Below are 16,335 nucleotides of genomic sequence, written 5' to 3'. Positions count from 1 at the left end.
GGTGGTCCGGGTACCCCGGGCGGGCTAACGAACGGCCGGGGCTGGAGGGCCGGCGGAGCCGGGCGAAACAATCCGGGCGGGACGAGCCGGGCGGAACGAGCCGAGCCGGGCGGAACGATCCGGGCGGGACGAGCTGGATGGGGCGAGCCGGGCCGGGCGGGACAAGCGAGCCGGGCGGGGCGGGACGAGCGGGCCGGGCGGGGCGGGACGAGCGGGCCGGGCCGGGCGAGCCGGGCGGGAGGCGTGTGCGGAGGTGGCGCGCGGGGTGTCGTCCCGGCGGCGGGCGCCCCTGCGTCAGGCCGGTGCCGGTGGTCCGTCCCGGCCGGCCAGGCAGCAGTCGCCGCACTTCGAACCGTTCGGCACGCGGTAGTAGAGGCAGCAGCTGCGGCGGCGGAACGTGAGACCCGGTCCGGTGATCACTCCGGTGCCCACGAGTCGTCCGGTGTCCAGCAGCCGGGTGGTGAGGCCCGTGAGCGGCTCGTGCAGCTCGGGGTGGGCCGACAGCAGGACCTGGGCCGATCCGACGAGTGCGGAGGCGGCGTTGCCGTCCAGCAGGCGCGGGGCGATCTTGACGTGCAGTCCGGCCTCGATCGCGCGCAGCTGCCGCATCACCTGCTCGTACAGGGCGAGAGCGGGGTCGGGGAGCCGCTCGGCGTGCCAGCCGGCGGGCCGGGGCAGGCGGAGGGCCGGCCCGTCGTCGGCACGCCGCAGCTCCGCCAGGTCCGGGACGATCCCGTGCATCAGCACGCACGCCAGGGCGGGGGACCAGAGGCGGGCCGCGTGTCCGAGGTGGGCGATGGACACGCCGATCCGCGGTTCGCCGGTGCGGTACCGCCGGGTGACGGCTGCGGACAGGTCGGTGAAGCCGCGCGCGGAGGCCGGGTCGAGCAGGCGCCGGCCCTCGTCCGGGCCGCCGACGGGCAGGACGAAGAAGCCGCCGAGGGCCGCCACCTCGTGCAGGGCCGCGGTGACGGCCTCGGCGGGCGCCTGAGCCTGAGCGTATCCGGTCATGCCGGGGCGGTTCCTTTCCGTCGGGCGGCGGCGCCGGCCCGGAGGGGGCGGCGGCCCGGTGAGCGCGGTTTCAGGGGGCCGTGCCCCGCCGTGGCGGCCTGACGGTGTAGAGGTCGAGGATGTCCGGGAGGGGTGCGACGCCGGGGCCGCCGGCGTGCGCCCAGGCGATGATGTCCTCGATGGCGTCGGGGTCGTTGACCAGCCCCAGCCAGACGGGCCGGCCGCCGGCCGCCCGGCCCGCCGCGGAGGGCTGGACGACGATGACGTTGGCCTGTTCGCACAGGTCCAGACAGGCGGAGACCCGTGTCGGAACCGCCGCCCGCAGACGCGCCGTCTGCGCCGCGTGGTCGACGCCGGGCACCTTGGAGCTGCCGCAGCAGCAGTCCCGGCACACCACGACCCGGCAGGGGGCGGGGTTCGCGTCGCGTGACATGCGGCCTCACCCCTCTTCCCGGGCGGATCCGCCCCGGTCGAAGTCCCTCAGCTCCGCGGCGAGTGAGCTGACGGCCGCGGGGTTGCGCGGGCTCTCCACCAGGTCCACGTAGTCGAGGACGACGATCCGGTCGTTCCTGACGGCCGAGACCCGGGCGAGCGGCGGGTAGGACTTCAGGAACTTCCGCTTCTGGTCGGCGCCGGTGTCCCCGTAGTCGTTGATCACGATCACCTCCGGGTCGCGTTCGACGACGGTCTCCCAGCCGACCGTCGTCCAGCTGTCCTCGAGGTCCTTCATGATGTGGTCGCCGCCCGCCTTGGTGATGATGTCGTGCGGACCCGCGTACGCACCCGAGGTCAGCGGCTTGTCCCGCCCGTCGTCGTAGAGGAAGACCCTCGGGCGGTCCGCGCCCTTCGGCGCCTTCGCCTGCGCTTCGGCCACCTGCTTCCGGAACTCCGTGACGAGGGCGGTGGCGCGGTCCTCGACGTCGAAGATCCTGCCCAGGTTCCGCAGGTCGGTGTAGAGGGCGTCGAGCGGCGACATCACGCCCCGTGCCTTCCCTCTCCCGTTGCGGCACGACTCGCTCAGCAGATACGAGTCGACGCCCACCTTTTCCAGCTCGGCGGGGGTGAAGCCGGTTCCCTCGTTGAAGCCGTAGTTCCAGCCGGCGAAGACCAGGTCGGCGCGGGCGTCGAGGACCAGTTCCTTGTTGATCCTCTCCTTCGAGAGCCACTCGGTCTTCCGGTAGGCGTCCTTCCAGGGAACGGAGGTGAGGTCGCCCTTGTCGTCGGGCATCACGTAGCCCGCCATGTGCCCCTCGAGCCCGAGCGCGAACATGATCTCGGTGATGCCGACGTCGTTGGTGACCACGCGCCGGGGCGCCTTGTCGTAGGTCTTCTTCTCTCCGCAGTTCTCCACGGTCACCGGATAGTGGCCGTCACGGGCCGCGGAACCGTCCTTCTCCTCTTCCTGAGAGGTGACCTGCGCACCGCAGCCGGTGAGGAGCAGGGCCGTGGCGAGCGCGAGTGCGGCGGGGCGTGCCGGGTGCGGCATGGTGACGGTGACTCCTCAGGTGGCGGACTGGGCGGGCTGATCGGACTGGACGGACCGGGCGGGCAGGAGACGGTCGAAGAGCAGCTGTACGGCGCCGGTCTCCGGATGCGGGACGCGGTGCGCCCGCACGCCGAAGACCTCGGCCAGCAGCTCGGCTGTGAGCACGTCGTGCGGAGCGCCGGAGGCGACGATCCGGCCGCCGTGGATGACGTGGAGCAGGTCGCAGTGGAGTGCGGCGAGGTTGAGGTCGTGCAGCGCGGTGAGCACCGTCAGCCCGCTGCCGCGCACCAGGGCGAGCACCTCCAACTGCTGGGCAATGTCCAGGTGGTTGGTGGGTTCGTCGAGCACCAGCACCCGGGGTCGCTGGGCGAGCGCCCGGGCGATCAGGACCCGTTGCCGTTCGCCGCCGGAGAGGGTGAGGAAGCCGCGGTCGGCGAGGTGGGCGGCGCCGACCCCCGCCAGCGCGGCCTCGCACGCCCCGCGGTCCTCGTCGGTGGTCCGGGCCGCCGACCGCTGGTGCGGCAGCCGTCCCATCGCCACGACCTCGGCGACCGTGAAGTCGAATTCGGTGACCGCCTCCTGGGGCAGTGCGGCCACCCGGCGGGCGCTTTCCCGCGCACTCATGGCGTACAGGTCCTCGCCGTCGAGCCGGACCGTACCGGCCGAGGGGCGCAGCGCCCGGTAGACGCAGCGCAACAGGGTCGACTTCCCGCTGCCGTTGGGCCCGACCAGTCCGACGAGCTGCCCCTCGTCCGCCCCCAGCGTGACCTCTTCCACCAGCCGGGCGCCGTCGGCCTCGACGGTCAGTGCGTCGACGTCGACCCGCATCACACGCCTCCGAAGGTGTAGGAACGGCGACGCATCAGCAGGACGAAGCACGGCACGCCGATGGCCGCGGTCAGTACGCCCACGGGCAGTTCGACCGGCGCGAGCACCACGCGGGACAGGATGTCCACCCAGATCAGCAGGACGGCTCCGGCGAGTGGCGCGACGGCCAGCAGCCGCCGGTGGTCGGCGCCGACGAGCATCCGCACGGCGTGCGGAACCATCAGTCCGACGAAGCCGATCGCCCCGCTCACCGCCACCACCGCCCCCGTGACGGCCGCGGAGACCAGGAACAGCTCCTTGCGCAGCCTCTCCGGGCCCACTCCCAGCGCGGCGGCCGTCTCGTCGCCCATGGCCAGGGCGTTCAGGCGACGCGCCGACCATCCGAGGTGGACGAGGCCGCCGAGCACCGCCCCCGCGGCGATCGGCACGGAGGCCCAGTTGGCGCCGCCGAGGCTGCCGAGCAGCCACATCATCGCGGACCGGGCCGCCTCACCGCGCTCGGCCGCGAACACCATGAACGTGGTGACGGCCGAGAAGCCGTAGAACATCGCGGTGCCCGTCAGGACGAGCCGCAGCGGGCTCAGGCCGCGCGGGGTACGGGCGATCGCGTACACCAGCACCATGGCCAGGAGCGCGGAGAGGAACGCCGCCGTGGACAGGGCCCAGACGCCGAGCGCGCCGAAGGCCCCGAAGATGAGCACGGCGTTGGCGCCCACGGCCGCGCCCGAGGAGATGCCCAGCACGTACGGGTCGGCGAGCGCGTTGCGGACCATGGCCTGCACCGCGACGCCGATGGCCGACAGCCCGGCCCCTACGATCGCGGCCAGCACGGCCCGGGGGAAGCGCAGCTCCCAGACGATGGTGTACGCCGGTACCTGACCGGGAGTGATGGACCCGCCCGTCGACCCGGCCCACAGATGGTGCAGCACCTCGCCCCAGGAGATCCCCGACGCCCCGATCCCCACCCCGCAGACGAGGGACACGGGCAGAGCGGCGCCCAGGCCGATCAGGAGAAGGGGCAGCGGTACGCGTCCGGAAGACATGGTCCCGGCTCCGGTACGGGGCGTGCGCGCAGGCGTGGCGGGTTCGGTTTCGAGGGTGGTGGCCACGGACGGGTCGCTTTCGCCTCAGGCCGTGCCCCTACGCAACAGAAGGAGCGGCCCCGGGCGGCGGGCGCCCTGCGCAGCACCTCTCGCAGTCCACGGCGAATGACAGGAGCCTTCACACCGCGGGTAATCGGGCTTGCGGGGCCTTGGAGGGGCTCCGCCCACCGTTGCGGGTCAGCGCCGGAATTCGACCGGACTTCCCCCGCGGGGCAGGTGCAGCTTAGCGCGCTTGCTGGAGCACCCCCGCCGGTGGTGGCGGAGATCACCCCCGCCGCTGCGAACCCGGCACTCCCACCGGACCTCCGCATCTGCCCTGCTCAACGGCCTGACAGGCCGTCAGCGGACGGGCACGGCGAGGTGCTGGAGGTGTGCGGCCGGCTGATGCACGGCATCGGGAACCTCCGCGTCGGCGCCGACCGTGACCCCGACCACGATGCACGCCGACTGGTCGCACTTCTCGTCGCAGGACTGCACCGGCCCCGGACCGAGGCGGGTCCGGGGCCTGGTGCCGAGCGGTGCGGCGGGGAGCGGTTCAGCGGGGAGCGGTGAGCGGCCGGGGCCCCCGGCCGGTTCAGGCGGTGGTGCCGGCCGTTCCGCCGCCGCCGGTGGTGACGCCGCCGGCCGGCTTGGCCGCGGAGAAGGGAGGCGTGTCCTGTCGGCACGTCGTTCCGACCGGCGGGAGGGTGCCGTCGACGAGGTAGCGGCTCTCGTGCGCCTTGACGCAGCTGCTGGGGTTGATCAACGCGGTGTGCCCGTAGCCGTCGTTGGTGAGCAGGCGTGCGTTGGCCAGTTCCTCGGCCATGGCCTGCGCGTTCGAGTAGGGAGTGGCGGGGTCGTAGGCGGTGCCGACCACCAGGACGGGGCGGGCCGTCGGCTTGTCCCACGGGCCGCGGTAGCGGTCGGCGGCGATTGCGGGCCAGGTGGCGCACCCTTCGGCGGCCCAGGTCCAGAAGCGCCCGGCGTCGCCCGCACGAGCGGCGGCAGCCTCCTCCATGGCGTGGTAGGCCCCGGGGTCACGCGGGTTGGGGCTGTCACCGCAGAACACCGCGGCGCCCTGCTCCTCGCCCAGGTACGGGGTCGGGTCCGGGACCGCCGGTGGGAGCGGGGACGAGGCCGGCTCCGGGGCGCGGCCCCGCCACAGGTCCTGCAGCCGGCCGGCGAGGTCCGTCCAACCGGGGTGGACGACGTAGAGGCTTTTCACCGCGTCGGCGACGGTGCCGGCGTAGGTCCACGCGCCCACGGGCTGCTTCCGGAGCCGCTGCATCAGCTGGTCGAACTTGGTCCGGGTCGCCTTCGGGCCGCCGGCGGAGAAGGCGCAGTGGGCGGTGGTGGTGGACCCGCACAGGGCGAGGAACCGGTCCAGGGTCGCCGCCGCGCTGCGGTCCGAGCCCATGCGCAGGAACGTCGTGAGCCGGGGGTCGTGGTCGGACGCGTGATGCGTCCAGGCCTGCGGGTCGATGTTGCTGTCGAGGACCATGGCGCGGACCTTGCCGGGAAAGAGGTTGGCGTAGGTGGCGCCCAGGATCGTGCCGTAGGAGATCCCCTGGTAGGTGAGGTGCGGCTCCCCCACCGCCCGGCGGAGCAGGTCGAGGTCGCGGGCGGTGTCGGTGGTCGACACATGGCGCAGCAACTCGGGGTCGCGCTGTCCACAGCGCCGGGCCAGGTCCCGGGACGCGGCGATGAAGGCCGCCCGTTCCTTCTCGCCCACCGGGAAGCCCGCCGGTCTGCCCGCGTTCCATTCGGCGGCCTCCTCGGGACTGGCGAAGCAGTTCACCGCGGTGCTGCTGCCGACTCCCCGGGGGTCCCAGCTGACGATGTCGAACCGTTCCCGCACCTCGCGCGGGAACTTCTCGTAGTTCTGCGGCATCTGCACCGTTCCGGGGCCGCCGGGGCCGCCGGGGTTGAAGAAGAGGGTGCCGATGCGCCGGCCGGGGTCGGTCGCCTTCCGTCTGACGACCGCCAGCTCGAGGGTGCGGCCACCCGGTCTGCCGTGATCCAGCGGCACCTTCGCGGTCGCGCAGTCGAACTCGCTGCCGCGGACGCAGGGGCTCCAGTCCAGTCGCGGGACGGGCACCGAGGGTGCGGGGGTGCCGCCGGCCACGGCGAGGTCCTGGCCGGCCAGTACGGTCGAGCAGGTCACCAGCGCGGCGACGAACGCGGTACGGCGTCTGCGGACCGTTGTGAATCGGCGTATGAGGGGCATGGGCATACTCCGTTCGTGGGTTCTCCGTGGCTGAGCGCCCCGGGCCGCCGACGCCCTGGCCGCGGTGCGCGTCCGGGTCCACCACACAGCGGCCCGTCGGTGCGCGCGCGGCGGTACAGCCGAATGGCCCAGTCCCCGCGCTCCGGCCCGGCACGCGGTGGTAAGCGGCACCGTCCGTCCGGGCCTGCGGCCCACCCAGCGGGGGCGGATCGGCGAGCCGCCGGCCGGGAGCGGTCCAGGCGCGGCGCGGCCCGCTCCCCACCGGTGAGCTGCTCGTCGTCACCCGGCGGTGGCCGGCGCGTGGGAGGAGGCCCCGCGGGCCGGGCCGGCGAGAACGTCCCGCCTGATGGTGTCTTCAGGCGGCGGCCGGCCCGCCGCTCAGCGCGGCCACGATCTCCTCGTCCTCGAACTCTCCGGTGGGCGTGAAGCCCAGCGACGCGTACAGGCGGGCGGCGGGGGCGTTCTCCGGGTGGTAGGAGAGCCGGATCTCGCGGCAGGACGGCAGCGTGGCGAGGCGTCGTATCAGGACGCGCATCGTGGCGCGGCCCACGCCCTTGCCCTGCTCGGCGACGTCGACGACCATGCCGCCGATCCAGTGGGCGCCCTCCTCCTCGTCGTACGCCCACATGACGTGGCCCACGACCTCGTCACCGGCCCGGACCGCGAGGGAGGTCCAGGTTCCGTCCCGCAGGGAGAGCAGCAGATAGCGTGCGCCGAGGGCGGCCACGAACCGGCGCTGGTCGTCGGCGGGGGCCACGTCGGCGACGGCACGCCAGTTCTCGTCCGTGATCTCCTCGAGCACCACGCACCGGCCCTGGCGGTCGGTGTCTTCCTTCGTCATCAACCCTGTTCTTTCGCTCGATACGGGTAGGACGGCCCCGGGCGGGCCTGGTCAGTCGTCGGCGTGGGCGCCCCGTAGGTCCGCGCCCGCTGCCCGCCTGTTCAGCGCAGCAGGTCCTCGGGGCTGCGGGGGACACCCCGGATGTGCCGGCCGGCCTGCTGTATGGCGGTGAGGAGTCCGTGGCCGGTCTCGGCCATGACCAGCCCGTCGACGACGGCTTCGCGCATGACGCCGACGGTGTCCTTCACGGGGATCCCTTTGCGGCGTGCGTAGTGGCCCGCCTCGCCGTCGTCGGTGATCCACACGGAATGGGCGAACTCGCTGCGGTGCTCGATCAGGACCAGGGTTTCCGCCTCGCCCAGGTGTTGCAGTGGGCGGGACGGAGCACCCGCGAAGACGACGCGCCGGGTGCGGTCCACTAACGCGATCTCGGCGGGGTCGTCGATCTCGATGGGCGCGCCGAGCCATCCGCCACCGGTCACCTCGCTCAGCCTCGGCCAGTGGCGCGACGACCGATCGGCCTCGGCCGCGACGGCCTGGGTCCAGCGTCCCCGGCCGTCCAGGACCTTCTCCAGCAGGGCGAGACGGTCGACCGCCGCGAAGTTGCACAGCACGGTGTTGTCGGGAAACCAGCAGTGGCGCGTCATGGCTGGAAGACCAGGTCCCCCTCGTCGGCCGCGGCAGTGGTCGAGGGGGCTTCCGGAGGAACGGGGTCGGGTTCGAGCACCTCGCGGAGCCGGTCGGCCTCCCATCCCGTGTAGGCCGCCAACGGCCGCAGGGTGGTCTCTCCGTCCAGGTACGCCTCGTACAGCGTCTGGGCGGGGCGGAAGGGCAGCCGCTTGGTCTGCGACCAGGCCGTACGGGCCTGGAAGAGGTCGCTCTGCCCGGTCAGCCAGTGGCAGTCCTCGGTGGTGAGTCCGCGCAGCCTGCCGGCGGTCCGCTCGTCGATGAGGCCCAACTGGGAGAGGCGCGCCGCCAGAGCGCTGGGTGACACCTGGAAGTGGACCACCAGGGAGGTGAGGTGCTCGTCCGACAGACCGCCTGCCGTCACCGCTGCCTCGATCTCCGACCGGGGCATGAGGAGGTGGGCGGCGAACACGTTCGCGCGGACCTCGGTGAGGTCCTTCTGGTGACCGGGGGTCAGGTGGGTCTCCGTCAGGAGGTCCTGTGCGTCCCGGGCCAGGATGTGTCCGAGCTCGTGTGCGAGGGTGAAGCGCTGCCGGGTGGGCACACGGGTCCGGGCGATCATGATGAGCCGGAAGCCGTCCGCCTGCCAGGCGGCGCCGTCGATCCCCTCCGGCAGTCCGATCTTGGCCACGTCCACCCCGAAGGTCTGCTCCAGCGCCTGGAGGAGTTCCGCGCTGTCCATGCTGCCCACCGGTGGCGCCCCCTCGGCGCGCAGTCGGGCGAGCGCGGCTTCCGCGAGCGCCACGCCCTCGTCCACACACCCCTTGTGATCCGTGGGAGCGGTGGGGTGCGGCGGGCCGACCGAGGGCAGTTCCGGCTGCTGCGGCGCCCTGCCGAGGAGGACGAGCACCTCGTGCGCGCTGGTGAAGCGTTCGACGAGGTCCTTGAGTGTGGCACGGTCGCCCCCGCTCATCGCCGACGGCACTGCACGGGCGGCGAAGGCCGGACGCAGCGGGTCGCGTCCGGTCAGCAGCCAGTCGACCGTCGTGCCGCCGAACTCCGCGATGCGCGCCAGGTCCAGGGAGGTGAACCGGCGGACTCCGCTGAGCGACTTGGACAGCTTGTCCGGCGTCAGCCCGACCCTCTCGGCGAACTCCACCTGCTTGACCGATGCCCTGAGCATGACGCTTCGTACACGATCGGTCACGGTCTCCTTCATGCCCTCACCCTAGGAACCGGATGCGAAAATCGCAACCGTACGGGCCCGGTGGCGGGGCGGGCCTTCCGGGCCGAAGCCGCTTTGATCGTCGGGGAGCACGTCCCGCCCCTGCCCGCCGGAGCGTTCGGCCGCCGCCCGGCCCACTCCCCCCGGCCGGACGACGCAGATGTGTCCCACCGGCCGTCGAGCGCCCGGTGCGGAACGCAACGGAGCCCGCCCAAGGCCCGGTTGGGTTTCACGAGAACCACCGCCCCCTTCACGCGCGTCGTGATCTACGGTGCCATCAGTCACCTTTGGCACCGTGACGAGGGAGGGTTCTGTGGAGCAGCCCAGGACGGCGTTGGCCGAGCGGATCGCCGAGCGGCGGGCGGGACTTGGTGATCCGCGGGCGCTGGTGGGTGAGATGCGGCGGTCGGTGCTTCTGGTCCCGTCCGTCGACGGGCGGCTGTGGAGCGCGCATTCGGGTGGGGTGCGGTGGGTGTGCGCCTTCACGGACGAGACGGCGCTGGCCCGCTTCGCCCTTCACCACGGTCCGGGTGACCGGCCGATGGACTACGCGGCGCTGCTGGGTGCGCGCATCGTGGACGAGATCGTGCCGGGCCTGGGCGAGCCCGCCGGCCTGGCGGTGGACATCGCCGACGAAGGCGGGTCGATGTTCTTCCCGCCGGTCACCGGGATCGTTCCCGACGGTGCCGCCCTCGACACCGACACGACGGAGCAGGGACGCGGCCGTGGGCACTGACGGGACGGACCTGAACTTCGACGAGGCGTCGGTGGCGAAGTTCACCCAGGGGGTGGGCGCCACCATCGACGAGCTGGGCGACCTGGGCGGCGCCACCGGCTCCATCATGGGCAAAGGTTTCTCCCAGCTGTCGATGACCGGGATGGAGACCGGTCACCACGGCCTGTCGGTGGACTTCGAGGACTTCTGCGAACGCTGGGAGTGGGGCGTGCGCGCCCTGGTGAACGACGCCGGCCAGATCGCGAACCGCCTCGGGCTGGCGGCGGGCACCCTGTGGGAGCACGACCAGTACGTCGCGGGGTCGCTGAAGGTGGGGGTCAACGCCCTGATGGGCGGCAACCCGCACGCCTCCGAGGAGGAGATCACCCAGCAGGGCTGGGGCGAGGTGTTCACGCCGGACTACCTGGACCCGGACTGGAGCCGCGAGTCGTTCGAGCGGGCCGGTGAGGAGATCGAGCAGACCTGGAAGGACACCGGCCGCACGCTGCTCACCGAGGGGCAGGGCGGCCGGCAGTCGGAGTGGCTCAACGAGCGGCTGGGCGTCGGCGAGGGCGAGTGGAACCGGGCGCTGGACGACACGTTCGGCCCGTCGCCCGAGGAACGCGCCCGGCAGGCGCAGCAGCAGGGCGGTCAGGGCGGCGACGGGGGTAACTGAGCGTGGGCATCGGCGACTTCATCAAGGACATCACGCCGGACTCGGTGGAGGAGGCGGTCGAGGACGGTGTCGAGTGGCTCGGCGACCGGGTCGAGGGCGCCGGGAACTGGACCGCGGACCGACTGGACGAGGCCGGCTGGCAGTCCGGTGCGGACTGGGTGCGCGAGCAGTCGCGCTCGGTCGCCAACCGGATGGGCGCCGAGGTCGACGAGATGGACCTCGGCCAGAGTGAGGACAAGACCAAGCTGGTCCACGGCAGTGCGGAGAAGATCCGTGCCACCGCCGAGAAACTCCGCGCCTTCCACAAAGCGTTCGACGACGCCGGCGAGGGGCTGAAGGGCCTGGACTCCTCACAGCTCAAGGGCGAGGCCGCTGAGGCACTGCGCAGGGCGGTGAGCACCCAGCCGCCCAAGTGGTTCACCGGCGCGGACGCCTGCGAGAAGGCGGCCAGCGCGCTGGAGTCGTTCGCCTCCACCGTGACCTGGGCGCAGGGACAGGCGCAGACGGCGATCGAGAAGTGGAAGGAAGGGGTCAAGGCGTCCGAGGACGCCGCCGAGGCCCACCGCAAGAGGGTCGACGCCTACAACAAGGCCGTCGACCGCTACAACGCCCAGCCCGCCGACAAGCGTGACCCGTCCACGCTCCCGCCGTGTCCGGCGCCGACGTTCGACGACCCGGGCAGAAAGCTGATGCAGGAGGCGCAGGAGATCCTGGCCGAGGCCCGCACGCAGCGGAACACCGCGGCGGAGACCGCCCGCAGCGCGGTGCGCGCGGCACGCGACATGGCTCCGGAGAAGCCGTCGTACACGCAGCAGGTGGGCGACGGTCTGCAGGAGTTTCAGATCATGGGGGACCATGTCGGCGGCGGGCTCATCAAGGGCACGGCGGGGCTGGTGAACTTCGTCCGCTCGGTCAACTTCCTCGACCCGTACAACCTCACCCACCCGGCCGAGTACGCCACGAACCTCAACAGCCTGGCCTCCGGCCTGGTACTGGCCGCCAACGACCCGGTCGGCACCGGCAAGCAGATGATCAGCGACTTCATGAAGGACCCCTACGAGGGGTTCGGCCGGCTGATCCCCGATCTGGCGCTGACCGCGGCCACCGGCGGGGGCGGCGCCGCGGTCAAGGGCGTGCGCATCGCCGCGGACGCGGCCGATGCCGCGCGGGTCCGCAGACTGGTCGACGACGCCCCCGACGGCACCCACAACCGGCCCGACGGCACCCGCACCACCGACGGCACCGACCCCGTCGACCTGGCCTCCGGCCGGATGTTCCTGCCACAGACGGACGTGGAGATCCCCGGCATCCTGCCGCTGGTCTTCACCCGGCGCACCGAGTCCGGCAACACCACCGGCCGCTTCCTGGGGCCGGCCTGGACCTCCACCGTCGACGAACGCCTGCAGATCGACCCGGTCGGCGTCGTCCACGTCACCGCCGACGGCCTGCTGATCCCCTACCCGCACCCCGTGCCCGGCATCCCCACCCGCCCCGAGTCCGGCACCGCCCGCACCCTGCTGGCCCGCGACGCGGACGGCAACTACACGCTCACCGACCCCGACACCGGCCTGGTCCGCCACTTCGCCGCCCCGCCCGGCGGCGAACCCGGCGGTGACGGCGACGCCTGGCTGATGTCCGTCACCGAACGCAACGGCCACACTGTCACCGTCGACCGCGCCGACGACGGCCTGCCGCTGGCCCTGGTCCACTCGGCCGGCCCCCGGGTGAGGCTGACCACCGCCGAGGGCCGGATCACCGCCCTTTCCCTGGCGGGCGCGGGCGAGGACGGCACCAGCCTGCCGCTGATGGCGTACGGCTACCAGGACGGCGACCTCACCACCGTCACCAAGCCCTCCGGCGCCACCACCACCTTCGTCTACGACGACCGCCGCCGGGTCACCGCCTGGATCGACTCCAACCACAGCCGCTACGACTACGCCTACGACGACCGCGACCGCGTCATCGCCGAGGGCGGCGAGGCCGGCCACGTCCAGATCACCCTCGCCTACACCGAACCTGACCCGGAGACCGGCCACCGCACCACCACCCTGACCACCGCCGACGGCCGCACCACCCGCCACCGGATCGACCACCGCTGCCGGGTGATCGCCACCACCGACCCGCTCGGCCACACCACCCGCTCCACCTACGACACCCACGGCAACCTGCTCACCCGCATCGACCCGCTGGGCCGCACCACCGTCTACACCTACGACGCGGAGGGCAGACCAGCTTCGGTCGTGCGTCCGGACGGCTCCGAATCGCACGTCGTGCGCGGCCCGCTTGGGCTGCCGGTGGAGTTCCATGAGCCGGACGGCGCCCGCCGTACACAGGAGTTCGACGAGCGCGGCAACCCGATCGCGGTCACCGACCCGGCCGGCCACGCCACCCGTTACACCTACGACGACGCCGGCCGCCTCACCTCCGTCACCGACGCCCTCGGCGCCACCACCACGGTCCGCTGCGATGCCGCGGGCCTGCCGGTGGAGGTCACTGACCCGGCCGGGGGCACCACCCGCCTGGAACGCGACGCCCTCGGCAGACCCGTTCGCGTCATCGACCCGATGGGCAGAGTCACCCACCTCGCCTGGAACGCCGACGGACAACTCGCCCGCCGTACCGCCCCGGACGGCGCCACCGAGTCATGGACCTACGACGGCGAGGGCAACTGCCTCACCCACACCGACCCGGCCGGGGGAGTGGCCCGGTTCGAGTACACCCACTTCGACCTCCTCGCTGCCCGTACCTACCCGGACGGCGCCCGCTACGCGTTCGAGCACGACACCGACCTGCGCCTCACCCGCGTCACCGGTCCACAAGGGCTCAGCTGGAACTACGCGTACGACGCGGCCGGCCGCCTGGTCTCGGAGACGGACTTCGACGGCCGCGCCATCGGCTACCGCCTGGATCCGGCGGGGCAGTTGACCGCACGGACCGACGCGCTCGGCGACGTCATCTCCCTCACTCACGACGAGTTGGGCCGTATTACTCGCAAGGATGCCGCCGGCCGAACCACCACCTATGCCTACGACCCGGCCGGACGCCTCCTGCAGGCAGCCGGACCGGACGGCGACCTGATCCGCCAGTACGACCGACGCGGCCTGCTCAAGACCGAACTCGTCAACGGCCACGCCACCACCTGTCGCTACGACGCCGTGGGCCGCCGGGTGGGCCGGGTCACCCCCACCGGCCATGTCACCACCTACGCCTATGACACGGCAGGCCGCCCCGATCACCTGACCACCGGCGGCCACCGGGTCACCTTCACCCACGACGCGGCAGGCCGTGAACTGTCCCGTGTCTTCGGCGACTCCCTCACCGTCGCCTCGGCCTGGGACGAGGCGGGACGCCTGTCCGCCGAGCACCTGACCGCCGGCGGACGCACTCTCAACAGCCGCACCTACACCTATCGCGCCGACGGCCACCTCTCCGCGGTCTCCGACCAGTTGTCAGGCACCCGCACCTTCGACCTCGACCGGGTCGGCCGCGTCACCACCGTGACCGCCGACGGCTGGAGCGAACGGTACGCCTACGACGCGAGCGGCAACCAGACCTCCGCCTCCTGGCCTGCCTCCCATCCCGGCTACGAAGCCACCGGCCCCCGGACGTACCACGGCACCTCCCTCACCCGCGCCGGCGGTGTGCGCTACGAGCACGACGCCCTCGGCCGCGTCATCCTGCGCCGGAAGACCCGGCTCTCCCGCAAACCCGACACCTGGCGCTACGAGTGGGACGCCGAGGACCGCCTCACCTCCGTCATCACTCCCGACGGCACCCGCTGGCGTTACCTCTATGACCCCTTGGGCCGCCGCGCCGCCAAGCAACGCCTCGCTTCCGACGGCGAGACGGTCGTCGAGGAGGTCCGCTTCACCTGGGACGGCACCACCCTGTGCGAACAGACCACGGTGTCGCAGGCCACACCTCATCCTGTGGCGCTCACCTGGGACCACCGCGGCTTGACCCCTCTGTCCCAGACGGAACGCATCCTCACCGCGGACGCCCGCCAGGAGGAGATCGACCGGCGCTTCTTCGCCATCGCCACCGACCTCATCGGCGCCCCCACCGAACTCGTCGACGAGACCGGCGACATCGCCTGGCGCACCCGCACCACCTTGTGGGGTACCACCGCCTGGACCCGCACCAGCACCGCCTACACCCCACTCCGTTTCCCCGGTCAGTACTACGACCCCGAAACCGGCCTCCACTACAACTACTTCCGCCACTACGACCCCGAGACCGGCCGCTACACCTCCCCGGACCCGCTCGGGCTCGCCCCCGCACCCAACCCCGTCGCCTACGTCGACAACCCGCACACCTGGACGGACCCGCTGGGGCTCGCTCCGAGCTACCAAACGGGCCGGACACTGGGCGACACATCAAACCTGAGCGGGTGGATTCCCACCAAGGTTCCGACGGAGTCCGAGGCGGTCCTCCGTGACATTCGCGAGTTCGGTGTGGAGGCTCAGGGCGCGGGCCCTCAGCTCATGGGACCGTCCATCCCCAAACCATTCAATAACAGTGGGAAGAACGGTGCCTACAGACTCCCCGAGTTCGACAGCCAGGGAAATCCGATCCGATATACGGAATGGGGCACAGTGCAGTCGGTCGACAACCCGAAATGGGGTGGCGAGAGGATCGTGACCGGGTCGGACGGATCGGCCTACTACACTCCGACCCATTATCAGACATACATCGTGATGGAGACCGGCAGATGAGCAACGCCACCTGGTGGGCGCGGGACGAGGCAGGAGTCCACGTCGTACCGACCGACTCCACGCTTTCCGTTGTGCGTGCCCTGCCTCCCACCGGGCTGATCTACTCGGCCCGAATGCGAGGACAGGAAATGCACGACTCCGACGGAGTGTTCACCCAGTTCTACGAGGCGCTGCGCCTCCCGGACTACTTCGGCTGGAACTGGAACGCGCTGCGGGACTGCCTGACTGATCTCCACTGGATCAGCGCCAAGAATTTCCTCGTCACCATCGATGACGCCCACGTCGTACTCTCCGAGAACCCCGAAGAACGCGACATCCTCTTTCGCGCCCTGAAAGACGCCGCGAACTTCTGGGCGGGGAAACCCGAGCTCCCGGGCCAGGAAAAGATCACCTTCCAGGCCGTGTTGCTGTGCCCACCCAAAATTCAGGAGGAGATGCTCCACAAAATTCGCGCATGTTGAACCTCTTTCGTCGGGTGTACCTGCGGTCATCTCCCGCAAGGGCGCCCCGGCCGTCAAGGGCCCGGGCAAGCTCCGGTACGTGGTGGAGCAGACCTTCGCCCTGCTCCACCGGTTCAAACGACTGGCCGTCCGTCGGGAACACCGCACCGAACTCTACGACGCCTTCGTCTCCCTGGCCTGCAGCCTGATCTGCTGGAGGCGCCTCAAGAAGCACCGGCCATGATCGTGTTACGAGCTCTGGCAGGGCCTGGGCCCCGTCCCCGCCACGACCACCTCCGTTCTTCGGGGCACCGGAAAAATCCGTCAGGAGAAGTGAGAGATGCCCGATCCGACCCCCGCGGCCATAAGAGCTCGTAACACGATCATGATCGGGCTTTCTTGAGACGTCTCCAGCAGATCAGGCTGCAGGCCAGGGAGACGAAGGCATCGTGGAGTTCGGTG

At 71.8% G+C, this 16,335-nt stretch carries 15 protein-coding genes and 1 riboswitch; of the genes, 5 read left to right on the top strand and 10 right to left on the bottom strand.

The features are described 5' to 3' along the window. Positions 1-294 precede the first annotated feature (294 nt). From ACWEQO_RS10565 to ACWEQO_RS10520, 10 genes are all read right to left on the bottom strand, one after another. Positions 295-1,011, bottom strand: coding sequence for a (2Fe-2S)-binding protein (locus ACWEQO_RS10565; RefSeq protein WP_452981199.1), 717 nt, complete (start codon positions 1,009-1,011; stop codon positions 295-297). A gap of 70 nt (positions 1,012-1,081) precedes the next feature. Then, complete coding sequence (locus ACWEQO_RS10560; RefSeq protein ID WP_452981196.1) at positions 1,082-1,444, bottom strand: (2Fe-2S) ferredoxin domain-containing protein; 363 nt, start codon at positions 1,442-1,444, stop codon at positions 1,082-1,084. Between the two features lie 6 nt (positions 1,445-1,450). After that, positions 1,451-2,497, bottom strand: a complete 1,047-nt coding sequence (locus ACWEQO_RS10555) for an ABC transporter substrate-binding protein (RefSeq protein WP_361452548.1) — start codon at positions 2,495-2,497, stop codon at positions 1,451-1,453. Between the two features lie 15 nt (positions 2,498-2,512). Then, complete coding sequence (locus ACWEQO_RS10550; RefSeq protein ID WP_361452545.1) at positions 2,513-3,325, bottom strand: ABC transporter ATP-binding protein; 813 nt, start codon at positions 3,323-3,325, stop codon at positions 2,513-2,515. After that, a complete protein-coding gene (locus ACWEQO_RS10545) occupies positions 3,325-4,368 on the bottom strand; it encodes a FecCD family ABC transporter permease (RefSeq protein WP_452981191.1) in 1,044 nt (347 codons plus the stop codon). Before ACWEQO_RS10545 ends, ACWEQO_RS10550 begins: the two co-directional genes overlap by 1 nt. 167 nt (positions 4,369-4,535) lie before the next feature. Further along, positions 4,536-4,656: riboswitch (cobalamin riboswitch) on the bottom strand. A gap of 111 nt (positions 4,657-4,767) precedes the next feature. Next, the gene (locus tag ACWEQO_RS10540; RefSeq protein ID WP_452981188.1) at positions 4,768-4,905 is read right to left on the bottom strand and encodes a hypothetical protein; all 138 of its coding nucleotides are present in this window, start codon (positions 4,903-4,905) and stop codon (positions 4,768-4,770) included. A 97-nt stretch (positions 4,906-5,002) separates the two neighbouring features. After that, on the bottom strand, positions 5,003-6,634 hold the full coding sequence (locus ACWEQO_RS10535) for an alpha/beta hydrolase (protein ID WP_452981185.1): 1,632 nt from the start codon (positions 6,632-6,634) through the stop codon (positions 5,003-5,005). A gap of 355 nt (positions 6,635-6,989) precedes the next feature. After that, positions 6,990-7,475: a GNAT family N-acetyltransferase gene (locus tag ACWEQO_RS10530; RefSeq protein WP_452981182.1), complete on the bottom strand. Its 486-nt coding sequence runs from the start codon at positions 7,473-7,475 to the stop codon at positions 6,990-6,992. 101 nt (positions 7,476-7,576) lie between these two features. Beyond that, on the bottom strand, positions 7,577-8,122 hold the full coding sequence (locus ACWEQO_RS10525) for a hypothetical protein (protein ID WP_452981179.1): 546 nt from the start codon (positions 8,120-8,122) through the stop codon (positions 7,577-7,579). Beyond that, entirely contained in the window at positions 8,119-9,321 is a 1,203-nt protein-coding gene (locus ACWEQO_RS10520; protein ID WP_452981176.1) for a helix-turn-helix domain-containing protein, read from the bottom strand. The genes ACWEQO_RS10525 and ACWEQO_RS10520 overlap by 4 nt, the downstream gene beginning before the upstream one ends. Before the next feature lie 319 nt (positions 9,322-9,640). Here ACWEQO_RS10520 and ACWEQO_RS10515 point away from each other — a divergent pair, with 319 nt between their 5' ends. The 5 genes from ACWEQO_RS10515 (at position 9,641) to ACWEQO_RS10495 (ending at position 16,117) form a co-directional block, all read left to right on the top strand. Further along, complete coding sequence (locus tag ACWEQO_RS10515) at positions 9,641-10,063, top strand: hypothetical protein (protein WP_452981173.1); 423 nt, start codon at positions 9,641-9,643, stop codon at positions 10,061-10,063. Then, on the top strand, positions 10,053-10,718 hold the full coding sequence (locus ACWEQO_RS10510) for a hypothetical protein (protein ID WP_452981170.1): 666 nt from the start codon (positions 10,053-10,055) through the stop codon (positions 10,716-10,718). Before ACWEQO_RS10515 ends, ACWEQO_RS10510 begins: the two co-directional genes overlap by 11 nt. 2 nt (positions 10,719-10,720) lie before the next feature. Beyond that, positions 10,721-15,433 carry a putative T7SS-secreted protein gene (locus tag ACWEQO_RS10505; protein WP_452981168.1) on the top strand — a complete coding sequence of 1,571 codons (4,713 nt, stop codon included), beginning with the start codon at positions 10,721-10,723 and terminating at the stop codon, positions 15,431-15,433. Further along, positions 15,430-15,894, top strand: coding sequence for a barstar family protein (locus ACWEQO_RS10500; protein WP_452981166.1), 465 nt, complete (start codon positions 15,430-15,432; stop codon positions 15,892-15,894). Before ACWEQO_RS10505 ends, ACWEQO_RS10500 begins: the two co-directional genes overlap by 4 nt. 79 nt (positions 15,895-15,973) lie before the next feature. Then, positions 15,974-16,117: a hypothetical protein gene (locus tag ACWEQO_RS10495; RefSeq protein WP_452981163.1), complete on the top strand. Its 144-nt coding sequence runs from the start codon at positions 15,974-15,976 to the stop codon at positions 16,115-16,117. Positions 16,118-16,335 lie beyond the last annotated feature (218 nt).

It is taken from the genome of Streptomyces sp. NPDC004051 (assembly GCF_053604275.1).
This window is presented reverse-complemented; position numbering and strand designations above follow the sequence as displayed.